Genomic DNA, 22,967 nt, shown 5'->3' on the forward strand with positions numbered 1-22,967 from the left:
CCATGGATGAATCATTCGCCTCGCGCCTGCGCCACGGTGCTGTTGCGCGGCCATGTGCTGTTGTACCGGGCGTCGGCGGCGCTGGTGGCCGCCGTCATGGAGCGTGTAGTTTAAGCCGTCGTATCGATGATGGAACCGAGCGTGTCGTAGCGTGACTTGACGGCGCTGGTACTGGTGGCGGTTGCCGTGTCGGTGGTGGCGGTATCGGCTGCTGTGGCCGAGGCAGCCGATGCGGCCTGCTGTTGCTGTGCCTTCTGCGCGGCCTGCGCCTGCAACTGGGCGATTTGCTGCTGGAGCGCGTCCACCTGCGTTTGCAGCAGCTTGGCCTTGGCCTGGCCCGTCTCGGAAGTATCCTTGTTCGCCTCCGTCAAATCCTTCTGCAGCGCCTGCATCTGCTTTTGCAGGTTGGCGATGGTGCTGCTTTCCGACGATGCGCCGCTCGTGCTCACCGCTGCCGTGCTCGATCCTACTGCTGATACCATTTTTTGCTCCCTGACGTTTCTGTTAAACAGTTAACGGCAAAGCAAATGCGGGCCGAAGCCCGCGTCATGTAAAGCGATGTAAAGCAGCGTTAAGACCGCCGGCCGCTGGCGTTTATTTTCGCAGCACCACGATCCCTGCCTGGTGCTTCGACAGCAGCACGGTAAACAAGCCGACCAAGGTACGCATGCCGGGTATTCGCAGCAGTTTGCCGAGGCGGCTGTTGGCGGTCTGGCGGTACAAGGCAATGTAGAGATAAGAGGCATGCGGATGTACGCTGAATTCGCGGAAGCCTGCTTTTTTGCCTGAACGGATGATCTTGGCCGGATGCATATCGCGCTCGGTCGTGCCGAATTCCGCCATCACAGCGGCAGACCGACGCGCATGGCCCAAACCGGGTTCCGAGGTAATGCAGATACCGCCCGGCTTCAGGGCGCGCCAGGCGCTCTGCAGGGCGCTCACTTCGTCCACCGCGTGATGCAGGCAGTCGAAAAACACCACCACGTCGAACTCTTCACGGAAAGAAAGCGACTCGTAGTCCGCCGCCACGAACTGGAGGTTTTCCAGACCTTCCTTTTCCTTGAGCTGGTAACCGGCCGCAATCGCCTGCGGCACCAGGTCGGTACCAACCACATCGTAGCCGCGCTTGGCGAACATCACGCTGGTCCACCCGGTGCCGCAGCCCATGTCGAGCAAGCGGCCGCGCTCCGGCATCAAGCCGAGCATGGCGCCAAGCTCCATCAGGTACAGTCCGCATTCGGCATCGGACCACGGCTTGTGCGTGGCATGCTGCATGCCGTCATGGCCAATTTTTTCGAAATACTCGTGCTCGCCTTGCGTTGCCATCTGGTCGCCTGATTAATTAAAAAGCAAATTTTAATCGATTGCAGGCTCGCGCACAGTTATGCGCGCGGCAGGGTCACGCCGTGTTGTCCCTGGTATTTGCCGTTGCGGTCCTTGTACGAGACGTCGCACAGCTCGTCGCTTTCGAAGAACAGCACCTGGGCGCAGCCCTCGCCGGCGTAGATCTTGGCGGGCAGCGGCGTGGTGTTGGAGAATTCCAGGGTCACATAACCTTCCCATTCCGGTTCGAACGGGGTGACGTTGACGATGATGCCGCAGCGGGCATAGGTCGATTTACCAAGGCACACGGTCAGCACGCTGCGCGGAATGCGGAAGTATTCGACGGTGCGGGCCAGCGCGAACGAGTTCGGCGGAATGATGCAGACGTCGCTCTTGATATCGACGAACGAGTTCGAGTCGAAGTTCTTCGGATCAACGATGGTGCTGTTAATGTTGGTAAACACCTTGAATTCGTCGGCGCAGCGGATGTCGTAGCCGTACGACGAGGTGCCGTAGGAGATGACCTTGCGGCCTTCTTCCATGCGCACCTGGTCCGGGAAAAACGGCTCGATCATGCCGTGCTCTTGCGCCATGCGGCGTATCCATTTATCGCTTTTAATCGTCATCGCAAAGTCATCCTGAGTGCTGGGAGGGCGCGGCTGCGCCGAATGGACGAGATTTTACGCGAAAGCACCGGCCTTCAACATATTTTTAGGCTGCTCCATCAGTAATTCGCCGATCATTTCTATGGTGGCGTCCGCCGCCACCAGCGGCGTCTCCATCGGAAACAAGTGGCCGCCGGCCACGATGCGGAAGTGCGATGCCACCAGCGCCTTGGTGTGCTGGTGGCCCGACTGGCTGGTTTCCCACGAATCGGCGCCGCCGATAAAGCCGATCGGCACCTTGAGCCCGCGACGCAGGATGCCACCGAGGTGATGCGGCAGCGTCGCATACACCTTGGTTTCGACTTCGCGCGTATAACGCAGTTGCACGCCATCCGGGTGCGGCTTGAGGCCGCAGGCGATGTAATCGGCCAGCACGCCCGGGGCCCAGGCGGCAAAAATATCCTTGGCAGCGAAGTGTTGATAAGCGGTCTCGGCATCGGGCCAGACGAAGCGACGGCGCTTGGAGAACTTGGCTGGCGGCATGTCGTACTCTTTGCCCGCGAGCTTGATCAGGCGCCACACCAGCGCCCTCCAGCCGGCCACGACGGGCGCATCGAGCATCACCACGCAGCGCACCAGGTCGGGCCGCTGGTACGCCACCAACAGGCTGAGCATGCCGCCCAGCGAATGGCCGACCAGGATCACCGGCTCGGTGTAGCGCGCCACCAGCTCGGCAATATACTCGTCCACCAGGTGCGGCCAGCAGTCGGTGACCGGGTAATGCGGGTTGTGGGCGTGCATGTCCAGCGCCTGCAGGTCGAAGTGTTCGCCCAGGCGGCCGAACATCTGGCGATACACACCGGCCGGGTAACTGTTGGCGTGGGCAAAATGAAGCTTGGGCAGGCTCACGGGCGATCTCCGTAGATTGTTTTTATGTTAGCTGCCAATTGTAACGGGTGGATGTCTGCCCTGCTTGGTGGAAAGGTTCTAAACGGCCGCTTGCCCCGACGCTGTGCGCCAGCTATGCCATTCTATCGGTCATGCCAGTAGCGGGCGTTGGTTTGCCGGTAGGCGCGGATCTCCAGCCTGGGGCCGAAGTCGAGCGTGAGCGCGCCGGTGCGGTCGGTGCGCAGGCGTTCGATGCCCAATTCGCCATAGCGCTCATAGACTTCTTTTTTGGGGTGCTGGTAGCGATTACGACGTCCGACCTGGAAGATCGCCGTCTGCGGCTGTACCGCCCGCAAGAATGCGGGCATGGAACTGGTGCCGCTGCCGTGGTGGGGCGCCAGCAGCACGTCGGCACGCAATCGTCCGGCGTCGCGCGCCAGCAGTTGCGCTTCCTGCGCTGCTTCGATATCGCCAGCCAGCAGTACCGCTCTACCGGCTGCCGTAATACGCAGCACGCAACTGCGCGCGTTCGATTTCAGCGCGGCATCCGCATGGCTGGCGGCCAACGGGTGCAGCACTTCGAACAGCACGCCGTCCCAGGTCCAGCGCTGGCCAGCCGCGCACCGCACATGCCGGCGCGCCGCCTGGGCAATCGGATGGCCGGAACTCAACGACGACAGCACCCAGTCCGCGCGAACATTGTCCAGCACCGCCAGCGCACCGCCCGCATGATCGACATCGCTATGGCTCACCACCATGCCATCGATCCTGCCGATGCCGCGCGCCCGCAGATACGGCACCAGCACGCGTCCGCCCGCATTGCTGTCCGGGCCATAGGCGGGGCCGGTGTCGTACAGCAGCCGGTGGCCGCTGGTCTCGATCAGTAGCGCCATGCCCTGCCCCACGTCGAAGGCGGTGACGGTCATCCGTCCCGGTGCCGGATGCACGGATTCGGCCGCCAGCAACGGTATCCACGTCGCCAGCCCCAGCCAGCGCGCCGGCCAGCCGCGCGGCGCCAGCAGCCAGAGGGTACCGGACATGGCAAGGCAAAACAGCCACCACGGCGGCACCGGCGCGGTCCACACCGCGTAGCGCAGTCCGCTGAACCATACCAAGCAAGCCGCCAGCCACTCGACCAGCGCATGCGCCAGCACCAGCAACGGCGTACCTAGCACAGCCGGCAACATGCTGCCAGCCAACGCCAGCGGCGTGATGATCAGGCTGATCAACGGGATCGCCACCGCGTTGGCTACCGGGCTGATGATGGACACCTGCGAGAACAGCAGCATCGTCAGCGGCAGCAAACCAAGCGTGACGGCATATTGCGTATGCGCGCCCAGCCTCAGCGCCGGCCACAGCTGTTTCACCCACGCCTGTGCGCGCGTGTAAATCGGCTCGGCGGGCTGCGCCTCGCCCGGTTGCAGGCGCACTGGCCGTGCCGTGGTCCGCCCCGCCGTGGCATACACGATGATTGCCACCGCACCAAACGACAGCCAGAAGCCCGGCCACAGCACGGCCCACGGATCGATGACCATCACCACGCCCAGCGCCGTGCACAACACGTGCGAAAAGTCGGCCAAGCGGTTGCACCACAGCGCCACCGCCAACACGATCAGCATGTACAGCGTGCGCTGCGCGGGCACGCCAAAGCCGGCCAGCAGCACGTACAACAGCGCGCTGACCGCTCCGACCAGCGCCGCCACCTTTTGCGCCGGTAGCAGCAACGGCAACTGGGCGCCGGTAAAAAACGAGTGCCGCCACAGCGTCAAGGCCACCAGCGCGAACAGCCCGGCCACCATCGTGATATGCAGGCCACTGATGCTGACCAGGTGACCGATGCCGGTGCGGTTGAACACCTGCCAGTCCGATTGCCCGATGCCGCGCTGGTCTCCCACCACCAGCGCGACGATCACGCCCGCGTACTGCTTGCCGTCCAGGGCCAGCTCGATGCGCGAGCGCAACGCCGCGCGGCTGCGCTCGACCAGATTGCCGGCGCTGACCACAAACGCCTCGAGTCGGCGGTTGTCGCGGTCGGCGCGCACGTAGCCGGTGGCGCGCACGCCCTGCTCCAGCAGCCACGCTTCGTAGTCGAAGGTGTGCGGGTTGGCGTTGCCGTGAGGGCGTTGCAGCCGGACCGTCAGGCGCCAGCGCTCACCTGGCTGCACGTCACCGACCACGTCGGTCCGTTGATCGCGAAAGCCGCTGTACCAGGAGATGGCGATGCGCGGTGGCACCGGCTTCGGCAGGATGGCGGTGCCATTACGATCTTCCACCCGCTCCACGGCAAAGTTGAAGCGCACGCCCTGGGCGAAACGGTAGGGCAGATTATCGATGGTGCCGATGACGATGAAGTCGCGGCCCTCGTCGTCAGGCGCCAACGACGGCGCCATGGCGCGGTGGGCCAGCCACGCGGCCCACAAAAAGCCGGCAATAAATCCCGCCACGCCAGACGCCAGCTTGATCAAACCTCTGGGCCACACGGCGCTGCCTTGGCTGATAAAGACCACGGCCCAGGCGCTGCCATGCTGCGACAGTATCCTGAACAGGCAATGCCCGGCGACCAGGAAAACTATTAAACCAGCCACGCCAGCGACGAGGACAGCGGGTTCCGGCAGCGCTGCCTGCTGCTGCAAGCAGGCCGTACCGATGGCAAATCCGATGATTGCCGTCCTCATCGCGCGTCCCCGTCAGTCAACGGATTGTCGGCTTCGAAGCCATCAGCTCAAACACAGGGTCAAGTGCTGCGAGCTATTTCGCCGCCACCTCCCCGGCCTTGACCACCACGTGCTCGGTAATATTCCTGGCGGCGATGGTCTCAGTCAGGAAGGCCGTCGATTTGACCAGCAAATCGCGCGCGACTTCCTCCAGCGGTGAACCGCTGATGCTGGCATGATTGCCACCAAGGCCGGTACCACCACCCCAGCCCATGGCCGAGACGCCGAAACCGTTCTTCTGGTTGTTCGCCTGAAAAGTCTTGGAAGCGATAATGCGCGCGCGCCGCACATCGACCACGCGAATGTCGATGTTCATATGTACTTTCGACTGCTTGTAGTCCACGGCGCCGGCTATCAGGCCGAGCGGCCCCTTGAGAAAACTCAGTCCACCGAGGCCGGTGGAGCTTTGTTCGAAGCCGAGCGAAGTGATCGAGCCGGTGATCATGTAATCGGCGGCTTCTGCCTCCACCCGCTTACCCATCAGCGCCATTTCGCGGTGGATTTCCTCGAGCTCGGCGCGCTCCTGGACGTCGAAGCAGCCGGTTTGCGTGAGCGCGGTCGCCAGCATTTCGGTCATGCCGGTACCCACCCCGGTGTAATGCGGCTGCGAGACGGTGCCGCCCGACTGCCACCAGCGATACTGGCGCGGATCCTGCTGCCCGGCGCCCGAACTGCAATCGGCAGACTTGCACTTGAATTCGGTGAAAACCACCTTGGCCGCCGGCGTGGCGCACTTGGGGACATCGATCTGGCGTTCGGAGACATCGCTGGGGTCGGCCAGGCACAGGACGGGTAGCAGCAACAGGCTGCACAGGAGGCAGCGCGACACACGGTGCAGCAAGCAGAACAGCAGGCAGAGCAGCAGGCGGGGATAGGCGATCATGAGAGTCTTCCGTGAGCAATGATTCATTTATGACAATAGTCAAAGAACCATTATGCTCCGGCCCACGCGCGCCAAATGTGGCGCTTATACCGACGTCAGGCAGGCCTTGATACCGCTCAATCGGCTGCCAGCTTCATCCTCGGCAACACCGCCCTGGCCGCAGCCGTACTGGCCACCGCCACGTCCTCCACCGACATCCCCCGCAACTCCGCCAGTACCGAGCCAATCCTGGGAATCTGATCCGGACTATTGCGCCCCGGATGCACCCACGCCGGCGAGATATCGGGTGCGTCGGTCTCCAGCACAATAGCCTCCAGCGGCAACTCGGCTGCCAGGCGCCGGATCTGCAGCGCGCGCGTAAAGGTCATGGCGCCGCCAAAACCCAGTTTGAAGCCGACATCGATGTAACCCTGCGCCTGCTGGAAACTGCCGTTGAAGGCGTGGGCGATGCCACCGTTCGGCGTGATCTGGCGCACGTGCTTAAGCACCACGTCCTGCGACTTGCGCACGTGGGTCAGGATCGGCAGACCGAAATCACGCGCGATGCGCAGTTGTTCGCGGAAGAAGAAGACCTGCTTCTCGCGCATGGCCGGTTCGCACAGCATCGGGATGAAGAAATCGAGGCCCACTTCGCCGATGGCGACAAACAGCGGATCGTCCATGGCAGCGGCCACTTGCTCGCGCATCACGCGCAAGTCGTCGTCTTTGGCGTGCGGCACGAAGATCGGGTGGATGCCCAGCGCGTAACAGCCGTTCGGAATGCCGGCGGCCAGTTGCGCCACGGTGGCAAAGGTGGCCACTTCCACCGCCGGGATGACGATCATGTCCACGCCCTGCTGCTGCGCCAATACCGCCTGGGCAATGGATTCGTCGCCGAACTCGCCGGCGTCAAGATGGCAATGCGTATCGATCCACACGATGTGCTCCTTCAGCCGGACCGTCGTTTTACACCACGATCCGGTAATTGGTATCAGGCGTGCCCGATGCCGGAGCTACCGGTGGGGCCGACTCATAGGGCCGCAACCCTTCGTCGGTCAGGCGCAGCACGCGGTCGCAGCGGCGCGCCAGTTCCACGTCATGGGTGACGATGATGAATGCCGTACCAAGCGTTTGCGACAGTTCCAGCATCAAATCAAAAATCTGCTGGGCGGTGGCCTGGTCGAGGTTACCCGTTGGTTCGTCGGCCAGCACGCAGGCCGGCTGCGTGACCAGCGCGCGCGCCAGTGCCGTGCGCTGGCGTTCGCCGCCCGAGAGTTCGCCCGGCACGTGGGTCACGCGCTTGGCGAGATTGACGCGCGCCAGCATCTGCTGGGCCACGCTGCTTGCCTCTGCGCGTTTCACACGGCGGATCAGGAGCGGCATGGCCACGTTGTCGAGCGCCGAGAATTCCGGCAGCAGGTGATGGAACTGGTACACGAAGCCGAGCGACTTGTTGCGCAAGTCGCCGCGCGCGGTTTCGCTCAGGGTGGCAAAGTCCTGGTCCAGCAAGGTGACGGTGCCGCTGGTGGGTGTATCGAGGCCGCCCAGCAGGTGCAGCAAGGTCGATTTGCCGGAGCCCGAGGCGCCGACGATGGCTACCCGTTCACCACGGCGCACGTCGATGTCGATGCCGGCCAGCACCTGCACCGAGTAGCTGCCCTGGGTGAAGGTTTTACCGAGGTTGCGGCAAGACAGAACCACCGGCTGATTGGTATTACTCATAACGCAGCGCCTCCGCAGGTTTTACGCGCGCGGCCCAGCGGCTCGGGTAAAGCGTGGCCAGGAAGGCCAGCACCACGGCCAGGCCGCCGATCTTGAATACGTCCGGCCAGCGCAAGTCCGATGGCACGGTGCTGTTACTGTAGATATCCTTGGACAAGAACTGCACTCCCAATAAATGTTCAATGAATGGCACGATGACGTCGATATTGAGCGCCACCAGCACGCCGCCCGCCACGCCCAGCATGGCGCCGAGGATGCCCACCAGCGCGCCCTGGATCACGAATATCTTCATGATCGATGCCGGTGATGCGCCCAGCGTGCGCAGGATGGCGATATCGGCCTGCTTGTCGGTCACCGTCATCACCAGGGTCGAGACCAGGTTGAAGGCGGCCACCGCGATGATCAGCGCCAGGATGATCGACATCATGCGCTTTTCGATCTGCACCGCCGCAAACCAGGTGGCGTTCAGCTGCGACCAGTCGCGCACGGTCAGGTCGCCCGCCATGCTGCGCTTGAGTTCCTGCGCCACCTGCGGCGCGCGGTGCATGTCCACCAGTCGCAGGCGCAGGCCGGCCGGGGCGTCGAGACGCAGCATCTTCTCGGCGTCGGTCAGGTGCACAAACGCCAGCGACGAATCGAATTCGCTGTGGCCAGCCTCGAAAATGCCGGTCACCGTAAACGAGCGCATGCGCGGCAGCACGCCGGCCGGCGTGGCCTGGCCTTGCGCCAGTGCGAGCGTCACCTTGTCGCCAAGCTGGGCGTGGAGCGAGCGCGCCAGCTCCACGCCCAGCACGATATTGTAGGCGCCCGGCTGCAACTGGGCGAAGCTGCCGCGCCGCGTTTGCGCAGCCACGTCGGAGACGGTCGGCTCGAGGTCCGGCAGCACGCCGCGCACGATGGCGGGCCGCAGGATGTCTTCGCGCACCAGCATGCCCTGCATTTCGGCAAACGGCGCCGCGCCCACCACTGCCGGGTTCTTGCGGGCGGCAGCGATCTGCTCGCGCCAGTTGGGCATCGAGCCGTTGGCGTCGAACACCTCCACGTGCGCCAGCACCGACAGCATGCGGCCGGTGACCTCTTTCTGGAAGCCGTTCATCACCGACAGCACGATGATCAGCGCAGCCACACCGAGGCCGATACCGGCCATCGAAATCAGCGAAATGAACGAGATAAAGCTGTTACGGCCGCTGCGCTTGCCGGCCCGCGTGTAGCGCAGGCCAACCAGCCATTCGTACGGCAAATTTTTCATGATGCTCATAGTGTTTTAATTCCAGGATTACTCATACCGCAGCGCCTGCGCCGGCTTCACGCGCGCCGCGCGCCAGCTCGGGTACAGCGTGGCCACGAACGCCAGCAGCACCGACACGCCGCCGATGCGCAGCACATCGCCCCACCGCAGGTCCGACGGCAAGGCGCTGATGAAGTAAATGTCCTTCGACAGGAATTTCATGCCCAGCAGCTGTTCGATGGCCGGCACGATCACATCGACGTTCAGCGCCAGCAGCGATCCCAGGCAAACGCCGATGGCAGTACCAGCCACGCCCACCAGCGCCCCCTGGATCATGAATATCTGCATGATGGAAAACGGTGAAGCACCCAGCGTGCGCAGAATCGCGATGTCGGCCTGCTTGTCGGTCACGGTCATCACCAGCGTCGAGACCAGGTTAAAGGCGGCTACCGCGACGATCATGGTGAGAATAATGAACATCATGTGCTTCTGGCTTTGAACGGCCGCAAACCAGGTGGCGTTGAGCATGGTCCAGTCGCGCACGTACAATTGGCCCGGCATGGCCGTCTTGAGTTCGCGCGCCACTTGCGGCGCCTGCTGCATGTCGGCCACGCGCAGGCGCAGGCCGGCGGGTGCGTCGATCTTGAGGATACTCTCGGCGTCGGCCAGGTGCACAAAGGCGAGCGTGGAGTCGAACTGGTTGTGGCCGGCCTCGAAAATGCCGACGACGTGGAAGGTGTGCATGCGCGGCATCACGCCGGCGCTGGTGGGCTGGCCGTCGGCCAGCGCCAGCGTCACTTTTTCGCCGGGCTTCACATCGAGCAGGCGCGCCAGCTCGATGCCGAGCACGATGTTGTCGCTGCCCGGTTGCAGCGCATTGAAACTGCCCTGGCGCATCTGCCTGATGACGTCGGACACTTGCGCTTCCATCTCGGGCAGCACGCCGCGGATGATCGCCGGTTTCAGGACGTCACCGCGCACCAGCATGCCCTGTGCTTCGGCAAACGGCGCCACGCCAACGACTTCGGGATTCTTGCGTGCCTCGAGCGCCTGCTGGCGCCAGTCAGGCATCTGGCCGCGCAGGTCGAACAATTCGACGTGGGCCAGTACCGACAGCATGCGGTTGGTAACCTCTTTTTCAAAGCCGTTCATGACCGACAGCACGACGATCAGCGCGGCCACGCCCAGCGCGATGCCGGCCATGGAAATTGCGGCGATAAAGGAGATAAAACGATTACGGCCGCCGCGCTTGCCGGCCCGCGTATAACGCAGGCCGACCAGCCATTCGTACGGCAAATTGCTGACGACACTCATAAAACTCATAAAAAACGGTCACGCGTGATGGGTTGAGGCCGCAGTGTGCCACAACTTCAGGAAATTGCCATCACGCACCGCTTCATGCGACCGAATCAGGAGAACTTTTCGTCGCCCAGGTCGTCATCCTTGCGGCGACGGCGACCCATCACGCCCACCAGGGCCAGGCCCATGCCCATCATGGCCCAGGTTTGCACTTCCGGCACGGCCGACACGGCCGACACGCCCAGCATGGTCTGCGACTGCTCAGCGCCCTCGAAGCCGGTGAACTTGGTGTAGCTGTACATGTTTTTCAGCTGGTAGCCCTGGATATTGTCGATCAGCAGCTGGGCCGCTTCCACGTTGGCGTCGTTGCCGCGGGTGTAGTACTGGTCGCCCGAGAACAGGTCGCTGTTGCCATCTTGCAGTTCCCACAGCGCCAGCTGGAAGGCGATCTGGGCGTCGGTGCTCTGGCCGGTACCTACGCTGGTGAGGGTGTTGGCATACGCCATTTCGAACAGCGCTTTCACCGAGTCCTTGACGGACACATTGAAGGTCGCGGTGTAGATGGCATTGGTCAGGGTGTCCACTGTCGGCGCGAAGCAGTAGGCGTAGAACTGCTGGGCATAGCTGTCGTTGCTGGTCATCTGGTACAGCGCCACGCCCTGGGCGTGGAAGTTGCCGGCAGCCGGCTCCTTGAAGAACTTGGCGTCCGCATCGAAGACCATGCCGCCATCGACCGGATTCTGGTTGTAGGTGACGACCGGCGCTGGCGACTGACCAGGCGTAGCGTAGCTGGCGCCCGAGAAAGCGATGGCGATGGCGAAAGCGGAGGATTTCAGGGCGTTTTGCAAAGTGATGTTCATTGTTATTCTCTTTTAAATATAAATTATTGGTTTTTATCGATTTAGTACGGTCAGACTACGAACACGGGACACTGCCCCACCAGTTGCACCTGGGCGGCATCGGCAATCAGCTGATCGATGGTCGGCGCCGTGATGCCGGCGTCGGCAGCGTCGCTGGCGGCCACGTTGAAATACACGTCGGTCATGGCGGCGCTGTGGCCGTTGGCCAGCGTAACGGTGCTGCTTTCCATGTGCAGATTGTTGTTCGCATCGAGGAACGCCAGGTCGGTGTAGGCCAGCTTCAGGCTCACCACGCCCGCTTGCGTGAGCGACACCAGTTCGCCGGCGTCGGTCTTGCCGTCGCTGTTGGCGTCCTGCCAGATCAACAGGCTGGCGAAGTCCGCATCGAGGGCATCGACCACGCCGTCGCCGTTGCTGTCGTAGCTGGCCAGCTTGGCGAAGCCGTCGCCCTTGCCCGTGCCGCCGAACAGTTCGCTGATATCGTCGATCTGGCCGTTGTGGTTGCTGTCGATGGCCAGGAAGCCGTCGCCCTTGGACAACCAGCCGGTCTGAATCGCCTTGCCGGTGCCCAGCAGGTCGAAGCTGCCGGTCATGTCTTCGCGGGCGATGGTGTGGATGCCGTCGCCGTTCAGGTCGATCGCGATCGGCGTGATCGCTGCGTCCCAGCTCATGTCGTTCTTGCCGGACGTGAGGGTGATGGTATCGGTCTTGGTAACGTTGTTGAACATCTTGCCGTCGCCGGCCACGTCCGAGTCGATGGCGTCGTTGGTGCCGGTGTTCTTGACGCCCCACTTCCAGTCGCTCATGTTGTAGCCCTTGAACTTGACGTCGGTCTTGTCGAACTGAACGTAGTAGCTGCCCGGGGTCAGGTCGGCAAACTTGTAGTTGCCGTTGGCATCAGTCTTGACCGACGCGCCCAGTTGCTTCTTGGTCACGGCATCGAACAGCGATACCGTCACGCCGCCGATACCTTCTTCGCCGGCATCCTGCACGCCGTTGTGGTTGCTGTCGCGCCAGACCTTGTCGCCGATGCTGGCCTTACGGTAAATGCCGGCGTCTTCGGTGGTGATGTTCTGGCCCGTGCCCAGCGCGATGGTGCCGGTACGGCCCACGTTGCCGTTGACACTGGTGATGTCGGAATCGGTGCTGTCGTTGCCCATGCCGGACTTGGTGAAGAACCAGCCGCTGCCGTTGGTCACTTCCACCTTGTAGTTGCCGGCGGTGAGGCCGCTGAACAGGTACTGGCCGCCGTCGTGGGTGACGGTGGTGGCCTTGAGGACGTTGTTGGCGTCGTACAGCTTGACGGTCACGCCATCGACACCTTTTTCGCCCGCATCCTGCACGCCGTTGTAGTTGCTGTCTTCCCACACGCGGTCACCGATGCTCGATGCCTTGATCAGGCCGGCGTCGCGGGTCAGGTCCACGGCGCCCGAGGCCAACGTGAACTGCGAGATCACGCCGTTGGCGTCCGCATCCGAATCGATGCTGTCGTAGTAGCCCTGGTTCTGCTTGGTGAACAGATAGCCTTCCGGTGCATCGAACTTGACCGAATATTTGCCCGGGCCAAGGTCGCTGAACAGGTACTGGCCGTAAGCGTCGGTAACGTCGGTGGCGATTGCCTTGCCCGCCTCGTCGAACAGCGTGACTTTCACGCCGCGTACACCGCTCTCGTTGCTTTGCTGGATGCCGTCGCCATTGGCGTCGAGCCACACGCGGTCGCCGATGGCGCCGGTCTGGTAGATGCCGGCATCCATGTTGGTGACGTTCTGGCCGGCGGCGACGGTGACCGAGCCGAGGTTGCCGCTGGCGTTGGCGTCGCTGTCGAGCACGTCGCTACTGCCAACGTTTTGCTTGGTGACGGCGTAGCCGTTCGGCAGTTTCATGGCCACGCTGTAGGTGCCCGCTTCCACCACGAACTTGTAGTTGCCGTTGCTGTCGGTGGTGGTGGTCTTGACCACTTTACCGGTGCTGTCGCGCAGTTCCATGGTCACGCCCGACTTGCCGCTTTCGCCGCTGTCCTGGATGCCGTTGCCGTTCTTGTCGAGCCACACGCGGTCACCGATGGTGGCAGCTGCCACCACGCCGGCATCGACGCTGTTGTTGACTTCGCCGGAAACCAGCGTGAAGCTGTGCGACAGGCCGCTGGCGCTGGCGTCGGAATCGACCTTGTCGTTGCCGCCGGCATGGGCGGTGGTAAAGCTCATGCCTTCTGGCAGCGTGGACTTGTCGAACTGCACGCTGTAGGTGCCAGGCTTGAGGTTGGTGAACTGGTAGTTGCCGTTGGCGTCGGTCCACACCGCCGCACCGACCTGCTTGCCATTGGCATCGAGCAAGGTCACCTTGACGTTGCAAATGCCGGCTTCGCCGCTGTCCTGCAAGCCGTTGCCGTTCTTGTCGTACCACACGCGGTCGCCCACGCTGGCAGTTTTGTACAAGCCGGCATCGATGGTGTTATTGGTTTCGCCGTTGGCCACGTTGATCTGGCCGCTCTGGCCGGTGCTGCCGACATTGCTGTCGAGCGCGGCATTGCCGCCCGCGTTGGCGGTGGTGAATACATAGCCCTTGGGCGCGGTGACGGCAACCGTGTAGGTGCCGGCATCGGCCGAGAAGCTGTAGTTGCCGTCGATGCCGGTGGTGGTGGTCTGCACGATCTTGCCGGTGCTGTCCTTCAGTTGCACGGTGGCGCCGACGATGCCGGCTTCGCCCGCATCCTGCACGCCGTTGGCATTGCTGTCTTCCCACACGCGGTCGCCGATGGTGGCTTTCTGCGCCACCAGGCCGGCGCGCACGGTCACGTCGTCGCCCGAGGCCAGCGTGACCTTGCCGGTGGCGCCGGTATCGAGATTGGCGTCGGAACCGCCGCTGCCCGGCGCGCCGGTGCTGGCGGTGGTCAGTGCGTAGCCGGCTGGCAAGGTCGATTTATCGAACTGCACGCTATACGTGCCCGGCTGCAAACCGGTGAACTGGTAGTGGCCGTTGGCGTCGGTGGTGGCCACGGCGCCCGGCACGGCGTTGCCGTTGGCGTCGAGCAAGGTGACGCGCACGCCGGCAGCGCCGGTTTCGCCTTCGCTGACCAGGCCGTCACGGTTCTTGTCGAACCAGACGAATTCGCTGATCGACGCTGGACGGTACAGGCCGGCGTCGATGTCGAGGTTGTTCTGGCCCGGGGCCAGCACCACGGTGGTCTGGCCGTTGGCGCCCACATCGCTGTCGAGCGCGCCATTGGCGCCCTGGCCGGCAGCGGTGAATACATAGCCGGCAGGCGGCGCTACCGCCACCGAATAGGTGCCCGGATCGACGGTGAAGCCGTACTGGCCGCCGTCATGGGTGGTCACGCTGGCCACCACGTTGCCGTTGGCGTCCTTCAGGTTGACGACCACGCCGTCGATGCCCGCTTCGCCGGCATCCTGCACGCCGTTGCCGTTGCGGTCTTCCCACACGCGGTCGCCCACGGTGCTTTGCTGGATGACCAGGCCGGCGTCCAGGTGCTGCACGCTGTCGCCCGAAGCCAGTACCACTTGCGCGGTGACGCCGGTATCGACGTTGGCGTCGGAGTCGAGCGCGCGGTCGGCGCCCTGGCCCTGGGCCGTGAAAAGATAGTTGGCTGGCAGCGTGGCCTTGTCGAACTGGACGCTGTAGGCGCCCGGTTTCAGGTTGCTGAACTGGTAGTGGCCGTCGGCGTCGGTGACTGCCGTGCCGGCCGGCCGGCCGGCGGCGTCGAGCAGGGTCACGCGCACGCCCGCCACGCCGCCTTCGCCGCCGTCCTGCACGCCGTTGCGGTTGGTGTCGTACCAGACGGTGTCGCCCAGCGTGGCTGGACGGTACAGGCCGGCATCGACATTGTTATTGGTGGTGTTGGCGGCCAGGTTGATCAGGCCGGTGTTGCCGCTGGCATCGATGTCGCTGTCGAGCGCACCATCGGCGCCTTGCGCCTGCGCGGCCTCGGCGTAGCCGGGCGGGGCCTTGACGGTCACCGAATAGGTGCCGGCTGCCACGTCGAAGTGGTAGTTGCCGCTGGCATCGGTGGTGGTGGTAGCCACGACATCGCCATTGGCTGCTTTCAGTTGCACTTCCACGCCGGCCACGCCCGCTTCGCCGGCATCTTGCACGCCATTGCCGTTGGCATCTTCCCAGACCAGGTCGCCCAGGTGCGCTGGCGGAATCTTGAAGGTGAGGTAGTTCGGGGTGGCGCTGGTATCGGCCGCGCCGCAGCCGACCAGTCCGCCCGCATCGCGCACCTTGAAGCCGACTTCGAAGGTACCGGCGGTACTCTGGCTTGGCTCGAAGCTCAACTTGCCAGCCTGGATGTCGGCGGCGGAAATCTCGGTGTTCAGGGTGACGGCCACGCCGTTCAGCTTGAGGGTGCCGGCTGGCGGCAAGGCGGTGATGATCACCGACTGGAAGGCGTCGTGCTCGACGGCATCGACAAAGCCGAAATCGGCCTGGGTAAGCGTCACCGGGCTGCCATTGTCGAGGTCGAAGGTTTTGTCGGCGCCGGTCGGGGCGTCGTTGACCGGATCGACGATCACGCGCAGGTTCAGCGTGATCGTATTGCCCTTGGTGCCCTGGTCGAGCACGAACTCGTACGTGACGAATTCGCCATTGTAGTTGGCGGCCCACTGACCCGGACGAACATACAGGGTATCCGCATCGATCTTGCCGAACAACGGACTGTCCTTGCTGGTAACCGTACCATCGGGCAGCACCACCGACACGGCGTTGATCTTGAGCGTATTGCCGGTGTTGGGGGTGTAACCGGCGCTGGCCAGGATGTCACGGATCTCGAAGGTACCTTCGGTATCTTCGCAAATGTGAATAGTGGTAGCAAGATTGATCGAGCTCATGCGTTCGCTTTCTTCAGTTCGTTTTTTTATCGACAGTGAGCCGGCGCAGCGAAACGTGATTTCGGGTGGTGCAGCGGCGGTATGGGGTGTTACGGGGCCATCACGGGGTTGGGTGATGACTTGCATTCATGTTTGTTGTCGAGATTATAGCGAAGATTTGATTTAGATAACTATAATTTTTTATCTGTAATTGTTTTGTTCGCGAAATAATACAGTTTTCTTTGCGGCAACTATTTAATTTTGCACGGTGTGCGGGGACTTTTTTAAACAATCCTTCGTCGTGCGCCGCAATCGCCTACAATCTCGGGATGACCGATATCACCCTCGCCCTGCCCTTCGCCTTGCCCCCGGCGGAAATGGCGCCGCACCTGCTGCGCGCCCTGCAAGCCCCGGCCCTGGCCGCCCTGCTCGGCCGCCACAGCCAGCAACAACTGCACAGTTTTACCCAGCACAGCCGCGTGTTGCCGCATGAAGCCTGGCTGGCCCGCACCCTCGACCTGGTGCCGGCGCCCATCACGTTCCAGACCGGCGCGCCGCTGGCCGGCGCCTGCATGCGCGGCTGCGGCCTGTCGGCGCAAGCGGCCGCAGGCCACTGGCTGATCCTGCAACCGGCGCATATACAAGTGTCGAGCACCCATCCGTCGCTGGCCGACCCGCGCGCACTGCAACTCGACGAAGCCGACGCCCGCGCCCTGTACGATGCCGCCCGTCCGTATTTCGAGGAACTGGGCAAGCCGCTGCTGTTTGCCGCGCCGGGCCTGTGGTTCGTGCGCGCCGACGACTGGGCCCAACTGGCCACCGCCTCGCCCGACTCGGTGGTGAACCAGAACCTCGGCGACTGGCTGCCCGAGGGCGACCGCGCGCGCGACTACCGGCGCCTGCAAAACGAAATCCAGATGTTGTGGCACCAGCACCCGGTCAACGCTGCGCGCGAAGTGCGCGGGCTGCCGGCGGTGAATTCTTACTGGTGCTGGGGTGGGAGTTCGACCGCTGCGCCGGTGTCCGCGCCCACGTTGGCGGTCAGCGGCGGGCCGTCGTGGCTGCAGGCACTGGCGGCGCCCGAACTGCGCCAGGCCAGCGTGGAACAACTGCTCGCCCGCCCGGGCCACAGCGTGGCCGTGGTGGCCGACCTGATCGCGCCGGGCCAGGCCAGCGAGTGGGCCGAATGGATCGCTGCCTTGCAGCACATCGACCAGCACTGGTGTGCACCGCTGCTGGCGGCGCTGAAGGGCGGCCGCGTGGGCCGCGTCCACCTGATGCTCAGCCACCGCGAAAGCTGGCTGGAAGTGACCAGCACGAAAATGGCACAGCGCAAATTCTGGCGCCAGCCCAACCTGAACTTATTGAAGCAAGCCTGACATGACCCGTATCGCCATTCGCCCCATTCCGTTCCGTGAATCAGAAGTGCTGCGCCAGGAAGGCATCCACCCGGTGCTGGCGCGCCTGTACGCCGCGCGCGGCCTGACCGACGCCAGGGACCTGTCGAGCGAACTGGCGGCCATGATCCCGCCGTCGGGCCTGATGAATATCGGCGCTGCGGCCGTTTTTTTGGCCGATTCGATTGCCGCCAACAAGCGCATGGTCATCGTGGCCGACTACGACTGCGACGGCGCCACTGCCTGCGCCGTGGCCCTGCGCGGCCTGCGCCAGATGGGCGCCGACATCGATTACATCGTGCCCAACCGCTTCGAGTACGGCTATGGCCTCACGCCCGAGATCGTGGCATTGACCGCGCGCGAAAAGCAGCCCGACATCATCATCACGGTCGATAACGGCATCGCCAGCATCGACGGCGTGGCCGAAGCCAACCGCCGTGGTATCGAAGTGGTGGTAACCGACCACCACCTGCCGGCCGACACCCTGCCCGCTGCGCGCGTGATCGTCAACCCGAACCAGCCCGAGTGCGGTTTCCCGAGTAAACACATTGCCGGCGTGGGCGTGGTGTTCTACGTGCTGCTGGCCTTGCGCGCCGAATTGCGCCAACGCGGCGTGTTCGACACCAGGACCCAGCCGAAACTGCAGGAACTGCTCGACCTGGTGGCGCTGGGCACGGTGGCCGACGTGGTGCGGCTCGACCCCAACAACCGCATCCTGGTCGCCCAAGGCCTCAAACGCATGCGCGCGGGCCAGATGCACGCGGGCGTGGCCGCGTTGTTCCGCGTGGCCGGCCGCAACCCGCGCACCGCGTCGCCTTTCGACCTCGGTTTTGCACTGGGCCCGCGCCTGAACGCGGCCGGCCGCCTGGAAGACATGTCGCTCGGGATCGAATGCCTGGTCACCGACGACGAAGACCGCGCCTGGGGGCTGGCCCAGCAACTGAACGACATCAACTTGAAGCGCCGCGAAATCGAAGCGGACATGCAGGACACGGCGCTGCTGCACCTGGACACCTTCGAACCGGCCAACAGCAGCACCATCTGCGTGTTTGACGACAGTTGGCACCAGGGCGTGATCGGCATCGTCGCTTCGCGTTTGAAAGAAAAATTCTTCCGTCCGACGATTACCTTCGCACCGGCCGGCGACGGCTGGATCAAGGGCTCCGGCCGGTCCATCCCCGGCTTCCACTTGCGCGATGCGCTCGACCTCGTGTATAAAAAGGCGCCGAGCCTGATCGACAAGTTCGGCGGCCACGCCATGGCCGCCGGCCTGACCCTGCGCGCCGACGCCTTCGAAGCGTTCTCGATCGCCTTCGAGGAAGTGGGCCGCGCCTGGCTCACCGAGCAGCAACTGGAACGCGTGATCGAAACCGACGGTCCGCTCGAAGACGCCTATTACACCACCTCGTTCATCGACCTGATGGCCGGCCAGGTATGGGGCCAGGGCTTCGCGCCGCCGGTGTTCTGCGACGAATTCCGCGTGGTCAGCCAGCGCATCCTCAAGGAGCGCCATTTGAAACTGCTGCTGGAAAAGAACGGCGCCCGCTACGATGCGATCTGGTTCGGCCACATCGATTCTCTCGGCGACCGCGCCAGGGTAGCATTCCGGCTCGATGCCAACGAGTTTAACGGCGTGACCAAGGTGCAGTTGCTGGTGGAGCACGCGGAAGCGGCGTAAGATTGCATTTCATCCGAAAACGGAGTATAACCAATCCATTACCGGAGGATTTATGCTCAATTATGCCTACCCCCGCAGCCGCTTCGAGCCGACTGTCCTGGTCGATCTGAACGCCAAGGCCGAGCGCGAGCGGTTGTCCACGTCCGCCCTCAAGGGCTTTTTCAAGCTGGCAGCCACCTGGAAGGTGCGCGACGAAGATGCGCGCCAGCTGCTCGGCGGCCTGTCCAACAGCGCCTGGTACGACTGGAAAAAGAAGCCGGAACGGGTATTGGAAGTAGATTGCATCACGCGCATCTCGTACCTGCTCGGCATCTACAAGGCGCTGCACATCCTGTACGGCGACAAGCTCGCCGACGAATGGGTCAACCTGCCCAACACCAACCAGATTTTCGAAGGCCGCACGCCGCTTGCCTACATGCTGGGCGGCGGCCTGCTGGCCATGCAAACCGTGCGCCAGCTGCTCGACGCGCGGCGCGGGGGCCTGTAGTGGCGGTCAGCCTGGTTCCGCCACTGACCGCGCTGCGCCAGTTCGACACGTGCCGGCTGCTGCCGTCGCGCTTTGCCGACGTCGAGGATTCCGTACTGGCGCCATTGGCCGAGAACGACGCCCACCTGCGCGACCTGTTCGATCTCGATAACGCCACCAATGCCCGCCTGCGCACGCAAAACGGCGGCGCCGCCGGCATCAGCGTCGATGAACTGGTGTTCGGCGTGCCGAACTTCCGCATCATCAACGCCGCCTACACTTACGCCCATCCGCAGGGCAGCCGCTTCAACGACAGCCGCCGTGGCGCCTGGTATTGCGCGTTCGACGCCGACACCGCGCTGGCCGAAGTCATTTTCCACAAGACCGTGGAATACGCCGAAATCAACCGCTTCGACGACAGCGTGCAATACCAGTGCATGCTGGCCGACTTCACCGCGGCATTCCACGACCTGCGCGGCCAGCCGCGCTACGCCGCCTGCCTGGCGCCGGACAGCTATGTCGACTCGCAAACGCTGGCCGAACGGCTGCTCGACGGCGGGTCGCTCGGTGTGCTGTACCCGAGCGTGCGGCGCCCGGGCGGCACCAATCTCGCATGCTTCCGCCCTGCGCTGGTGGGCAATGTGCGCAAAGGCGCGGTCTATCGGTTAACATGGCGCGGCAATCCGCAACCTACAGTAGAAGTTATTTGATATGCAAACCAAACCAGAAAAAGATACCGAACTGCGCGACAAGATCAACCGCGAAACCGCGCGCCTGCCATGGACCGAACTGCTCAAGCACTTCGCCCAGGGCAACGTGGTGTGGGTGGCCGACTCGCTCGACCTGGTCGACGTGGCCGTGCGCATCTCGCACGACGACAAGGACAATATCTCCAGGTGGATGGAAGCCGGCCTGCTGGCCAAGGTCAGCGACCAGCAGGCGCAAGGCTGGCTGGAATCGAACGCCCAGCTGTGGGCGTCCGTGGTCAGCCCGTTCATCCTGGTGCAGCAGCAAAAAGCCGTACCGGCGAACCTGCACTAAGAACCTATCCCTGCCGGGACAGGTTCTAATTCCTGAAGCTGCCGCCGTCTAGCGTGAGCGAACCGCCGCAGCCCGGCGTGGTTGCCTCGCGGTTGCCGCTGGCAGTCCCCTGGTTACTCTCCCACACGGCCGACGCGCCAACCTTGACGAACTTGTACTGGATCGCCGTGGCCGGCGGCAGTTGCACCGTGCTCGACCACGGCACATTGGCGCCGCTGCCTTCGATGGTCATCTGGGTGCCGGCGCCCGGGGTCCAGTTGCCCAGTGCGGCCTGGTTGCCGACCACGTTCAGGTTCTGCCCGAACGCGGTGTTGGCATTGGCCACGCGGAACGTCACCGGGACGGTGGTGCAGGTGCCACCGCCACCACCACCGCCGCTGCCGGCGATTTTCTGGTTGACGTGCAGGGCCACTGCCGGCACGGTCGAACCGCCGTTGCCGGGAATGCTCACGCTGATGACGCCATTGGATGCCACTGTGACGCTGCCGCCCGTGCACGCGGAGGCCGTGCCGTTCAACTGGCCCTGCACCACGTTGCAATAGGTGCCGGCTGGCAGCTGGGTTTGCAGCGAGACGTTCCACGGCGCGCTGTCGTTGTTGATCGCCACGTAGCCCTTGGCGCCGCGCGCAAACGCGACCTGGTTGGCGGTTCCAGTCGTGAAGTTATCGATGCCCTGCCCGCGCGTGACCGCGCGGAACGCCACCATGTTCGCGATATCGCTCCAGCGGTGAATGAAATCCCACTGCTGATTGATGACGGGATTGCCGTTCGCATCGAACGGACTGGCCGACGGCGGCGCCTGGTCGTAGCTGGTAAAGCGGAACCCCGAATGCAGCTGCGCCGCGCCATACGGCCACGCCAGCATGAAGATATTGGCCAGGTCGTAGCGCTTGGTGCCTTGCGTGTCGTTGATGCTGCCCGCAACGTAGTTGCTGGCGACCAGCGAGCTGCCATTGCGCTCGGTATCCCAGTTGTTGACGAACACGGTCGCCTTGTCGCTCGGAATGAAACCCCAGGTGCCGCCCCAGTTGCCGGGCGTGCCCATGATGGTGCGTACCTGCGACAGGCTGGCGCCGTTCTCGTTGCGGAACATGGCTTTCAATGCGTACGAGTACTGGAATTCGTTGAGGGTGCCGGCCGCAAAATACGTCGAACGCACCACATTGCTGTCCGGGATCACCTCCTGCGTCACCCACAGCGGCTCGCCCGACGTGGTGGTTGATGTGACGCCGCTCATGATGGCCTGGATGTCGGCCGGCTGCATATGCTTGGCCGCGTCGAAGCGCAAGCCGTCCACGCCCAGCGCCACCAGCTTGTTCAGATAAGTTTTCACCTGGCCCTGCACGTAGCTGCCTTCGGTTTTCAGGTCGGGCAGGCCGCTCAGGCGGCACACCATCACGTTGTTGCGGTTGCCGGGGTAGCCGTAATCGCCGCCGGCGATATCGCACGCCGGGTGGAAATCGCTGGCACTGAAGAACGGATACGTCAGCGAACTGGAATTCCAGGTCGAGCCGTCGGTGGCAGTGCCGGCGCCGGCCGCCACGTGGTTGACCACCACGTCCACGTAAATGCGTACCTTGGCCGCATGACAGGTGTTGACCATGGCCTTGAACTCGGCCTCGGTCCCCATATTGCTCTTGAGGGAATTGAAATTGACCGGCTGGTACACATCCCACCACGTGCCCAGGCTGGCGGCAGCGGTCGGCGGCGACACCTGCACGGCGCCGAAGCCCTGCGGGCCGAGGAAGCTCGTGCATTCTTTGGCAATGTCGTTCCACTTCCAGCGGAACATCTGTACCGATGTGTCGGCGGGGTTGAGGGCGGCGTGCGCGGGCGCCATGGCAGCGCCGAGCAGGCCGGCGGCGCACAGGATGCGCGGGATGTTGCGTAGTTTCGTCTGGGTCATCATCTTGTCCTCATCGTTATGTTTTTGGGAATCATGTCTCCCGCACAAAATGTAGCAGAACTACATTCAATTTTTACACGATGCAGAAAATATTTTCCTCTTCAATTACATTTTTTAGTAACCTGACTACATATATATTTGTAGCAGCGATACGC

18 protein-coding genes are annotated in these 22,967 nt (G+C 63.4%); 5 read left to right on the forward strand and 13 right to left on the reverse strand.

Translation table 11 applies throughout. The features are described 5' to 3' along the window. Window positions 1-110: 110 nt before the first annotated feature. The 12 genes from F8197_RS12065 to F8197_RS12120 all read right to left on the reverse strand — a co-directional run bounded on the left by F8197_RS12065 (window position 111) and on the right by F8197_RS12120 (window position 16,345). Window positions 111-482, reverse strand: a complete 372-nt coding sequence (locus F8197_RS12065; protein ID WP_152882098.1) for a FlxA-like family protein — start codon at window positions 480-482, stop codon at window positions 111-113. Between the two features lie 112 nt (window positions 483-594). After that, window positions 595-1,326, reverse strand: coding sequence for a bifunctional 2-polyprenyl-6-hydroxyphenol methylase/3-demethylubiquinol 3-O-methyltransferase UbiG (locus tag F8197_RS12070; protein ID WP_152882099.1), 732 nt, complete (start codon window positions 1,324-1,326; stop codon window positions 595-597). 56 nt (window positions 1,327-1,382) lie between these two features. Next, entirely contained in the window at window positions 1,383-1,949 is a 567-nt protein-coding gene (gene dcd / locus F8197_RS12075; protein WP_026637094.1) for a dCTP deaminase, read from the reverse strand. A gap of 54 nt (window positions 1,950-2,003) precedes the next feature. After that, the gene (locus tag F8197_RS12080; protein ID WP_373996853.1) at window positions 2,004-2,837 is read right to left on the reverse strand and encodes an alpha/beta hydrolase; all 834 of its coding nucleotides are present in this window, start codon (window positions 2,835-2,837) and stop codon (window positions 2,004-2,006) included. A 122-nt stretch (window positions 2,838-2,959) separates the two neighbouring features. Beyond that, a complete protein-coding gene (locus F8197_RS12085; RefSeq protein ID WP_152882100.1) occupies window positions 2,960-5,491 on the reverse strand; it encodes a DNA internalization-related competence protein ComEC/Rec2 in 2,532 nt (843 codons plus the stop codon). A 73-nt stretch (window positions 5,492-5,564) separates the two neighbouring features. After that, window positions 5,565-6,413: a CsgG/HfaB family protein gene (locus tag F8197_RS12090; RefSeq protein WP_152882101.1), complete on the reverse strand. Its 849-nt coding sequence runs from the start codon at window positions 6,411-6,413 to the stop codon at window positions 5,565-5,567. A 116-nt stretch (window positions 6,414-6,529) separates the two neighbouring features. Beyond that, window positions 6,530-7,330, reverse strand: coding sequence for a TatD family hydrolase (locus F8197_RS12095; protein WP_373996854.1), 801 nt, complete (start codon window positions 7,328-7,330; stop codon window positions 6,530-6,532). Window positions 7,331-7,358: 28 nt separating this feature from the next. Beyond that, window positions 7,359-8,114, reverse strand: coding sequence for a lipoprotein-releasing ABC transporter ATP-binding protein LolD (lolD, locus tag F8197_RS12100; protein WP_152882103.1), 756 nt, complete (start codon window positions 8,112-8,114; stop codon window positions 7,359-7,361). Further along, the gene (locus F8197_RS12105; protein ID WP_152882104.1) at window positions 8,107-9,372 is read right to left on the reverse strand and encodes a lipoprotein-releasing ABC transporter permease subunit; all 1,266 of its coding nucleotides are present in this window, start codon (window positions 9,370-9,372) and stop codon (window positions 8,107-8,109) included. Before F8197_RS12105 ends, lolD begins: the two co-directional genes overlap by 8 nt. Window positions 9,373-9,390: 18 nt before the next feature. Then, window positions 9,391-10,656, reverse strand: a complete 1,266-nt coding sequence (locus tag F8197_RS12110) for a lipoprotein-releasing ABC transporter permease subunit (protein WP_152882105.1) — start codon at window positions 10,654-10,656, stop codon at window positions 9,391-9,393. A gap of 95 nt (window positions 10,657-10,751) precedes the next feature. Further along, window positions 10,752-11,501, reverse strand: a complete 750-nt coding sequence (locus F8197_RS12115) for a Cys-Gln thioester bond-forming surface protein (RefSeq protein ID WP_152882106.1) — start codon at window positions 11,499-11,501, stop codon at window positions 10,752-10,754. 50 nt (window positions 11,502-11,551) lie between these two features. Further along, window positions 11,552-16,345, reverse strand: a complete 4,794-nt coding sequence (locus tag F8197_RS12120) for an SdrD B-like domain-containing protein (RefSeq protein WP_193333414.1) — start codon at window positions 16,343-16,345, stop codon at window positions 11,552-11,554. 308 nt (window positions 16,346-16,653) lie between these two features. Here F8197_RS12120 and F8197_RS12125 point away from each other — a divergent pair, with 308 nt between their 5' ends. The 5 genes from F8197_RS12125 to F8197_RS12145 are packed head-to-tail and all read left to right on the forward strand — an operon-like array spanning window position 16,654 to window position 20,906. Next, the gene (locus F8197_RS12125; protein ID WP_152882108.1) at window positions 16,654-17,703 is read left to right on the forward strand and encodes a hypothetical protein; all 1,050 of its coding nucleotides are present in this window, start codon (window positions 16,654-16,656) and stop codon (window positions 17,701-17,703) included. 1 nt (window position 17,704) lies between these two features. Then, a complete protein-coding gene (recJ, locus tag F8197_RS12130) occupies window positions 17,705-19,399 on the forward strand; it encodes a single-stranded-DNA-specific exonuclease RecJ (RefSeq protein ID WP_152882109.1) in 1,695 nt (564 codons plus the stop codon). 52 nt (window positions 19,400-19,451) lie between these two features. Continuing rightward, window positions 19,452-19,886 carry an antitoxin Xre/MbcA/ParS toxin-binding domain-containing protein gene (locus F8197_RS12135; RefSeq protein WP_152882110.1) on the forward strand — a complete coding sequence of 145 codons (435 nt, stop codon included), beginning with the start codon at window positions 19,452-19,454 and terminating at the stop codon, window positions 19,884-19,886. Beyond that, window positions 19,886-20,575: an RES family NAD+ phosphorylase gene (locus tag F8197_RS12140; protein ID WP_373996855.1), complete on the forward strand. Its 690-nt coding sequence runs from the start codon at window positions 19,886-19,888 to the stop codon at window positions 20,573-20,575. The genes F8197_RS12135 and F8197_RS12140 overlap by 1 nt, the downstream gene beginning before the upstream one ends. A gap of 1 nt (window position 20,576) precedes the next feature. Then, entirely contained in the window at window positions 20,577-20,906 is a 330-nt protein-coding gene (locus tag F8197_RS12145; RefSeq protein WP_056148244.1) for a DUF2288 domain-containing protein, read from the forward strand. 25 nt (window positions 20,907-20,931) lie between these two features. Here the strand turns inward: F8197_RS12145 and F8197_RS12150 are convergent, their stop codons facing one another. After that, entirely contained in the window at window positions 20,932-22,812 is a 1,881-nt protein-coding gene (locus F8197_RS12150; RefSeq protein ID WP_152882841.1) for a carbohydrate-binding module family 20 domain-containing protein, read from the reverse strand. Window positions 22,813-22,967: the final 155 nt, after the last annotated feature.

Origin of the sequence: Duganella sp. FT27W (assembly GCF_009295655.1) — a bacterium.
Taxonomy (GTDB): domain Bacteria; phylum Pseudomonadota; class Gammaproteobacteria; order Burkholderiales; family Burkholderiaceae_D; genus Rugamonas; species Rugamonas zoogloeoides.

What these genes read in the sequence shown, in the direction of transcription:
- F8197_RS12065 (WP_152882098.1), bottom strand. Translation starts at nt 482, where the DNA reads ATGGTATCAGCAGTAGGATCGAGCACGGCAGCGGTGAGCACGAGCGGC.
- F8197_RS12070 (WP_152882099.1), bottom strand. Translation starts at nt 1,326, where the DNA reads ATGGCAACGCAAGGCGAGCACGAGTATTTCGAAAAAATTGGCCATGAC.
- dcd (WP_026637094.1), bottom strand. Translation starts at nt 1,949, where the DNA reads ATGACGATTAAAAGCGATAAATGGATACGCCGCATGGCGCAAGAGCAC.
- F8197_RS12085 (WP_152882100.1), bottom strand. Translation starts at nt 5,491, where the DNA reads ATGAGGACGGCAATCATCGGATTTGCCATCGGTACGGCCTGCTTGCAG.
- F8197_RS12090 (WP_152882101.1), bottom strand. Translation starts at nt 6,413, where the DNA reads ATGATCGCCTATCCCCGCCTGCTGCTCTGCCTGCTGTTCTGCTTGCTG.
- lolD (WP_152882103.1), bottom strand. Translation starts at nt 8,114, where the DNA reads ATGAGTAATACCAATCAGCCGGTGGTTCTGTCTTGCCGCAACCTCGGT.
- F8197_RS12105 (WP_152882104.1), bottom strand. Translation starts at nt 9,372, where the DNA reads ATGAGCATCATGAAAAATTTGCCGTACGAATGGCTGGTTGGCCTGCGC.
- F8197_RS12110 (WP_152882105.1), bottom strand. Translation starts at nt 10,656, where the DNA reads ATGAGTGTCGTCAGCAATTTGCCGTACGAATGGCTGGTCGGCCTGCGT.
- F8197_RS12115 (WP_152882106.1), bottom strand. Translation starts at nt 11,501, where the DNA reads ATGAACATCACTTTGCAAAACGCCCTGAAATCCTCCGCTTTCGCCATC.
- F8197_RS12120 (WP_193333414.1), bottom strand. Translation starts at nt 16,345, where the DNA reads ATGAGCTCGATCAATCTTGCTACCACTATTCACATTTGCGAAGATACC.
- F8197_RS12125 (WP_152882108.1), top strand. Translation starts at nt 16,654, where the DNA reads ATGACCGATATCACCCTCGCCCTGCCCTTCGCCTTGCCCCCGGCGGAA.
- recJ (WP_152882109.1), top strand. Translation starts at nt 17,705, where the DNA reads ATGACCCGTATCGCCATTCGCCCCATTCCGTTCCGTGAATCAGAAGTG.
- F8197_RS12135 (WP_152882110.1), top strand. Translation starts at nt 19,452, where the DNA reads ATGCTCAATTATGCCTACCCCCGCAGCCGCTTCGAGCCGACTGTCCTG.
- F8197_RS12145 (WP_056148244.1), top strand. Translation starts at nt 20,577, where the DNA reads ATGCAAACCAAACCAGAAAAAGATACCGAACTGCGCGACAAGATCAAC.
- F8197_RS12150 (WP_152882841.1), bottom strand. Translation starts at nt 22,812, where the DNA reads ATGACCCAGACGAAACTACGCAACATCCCGCGCATCCTGTGCGCCGCC.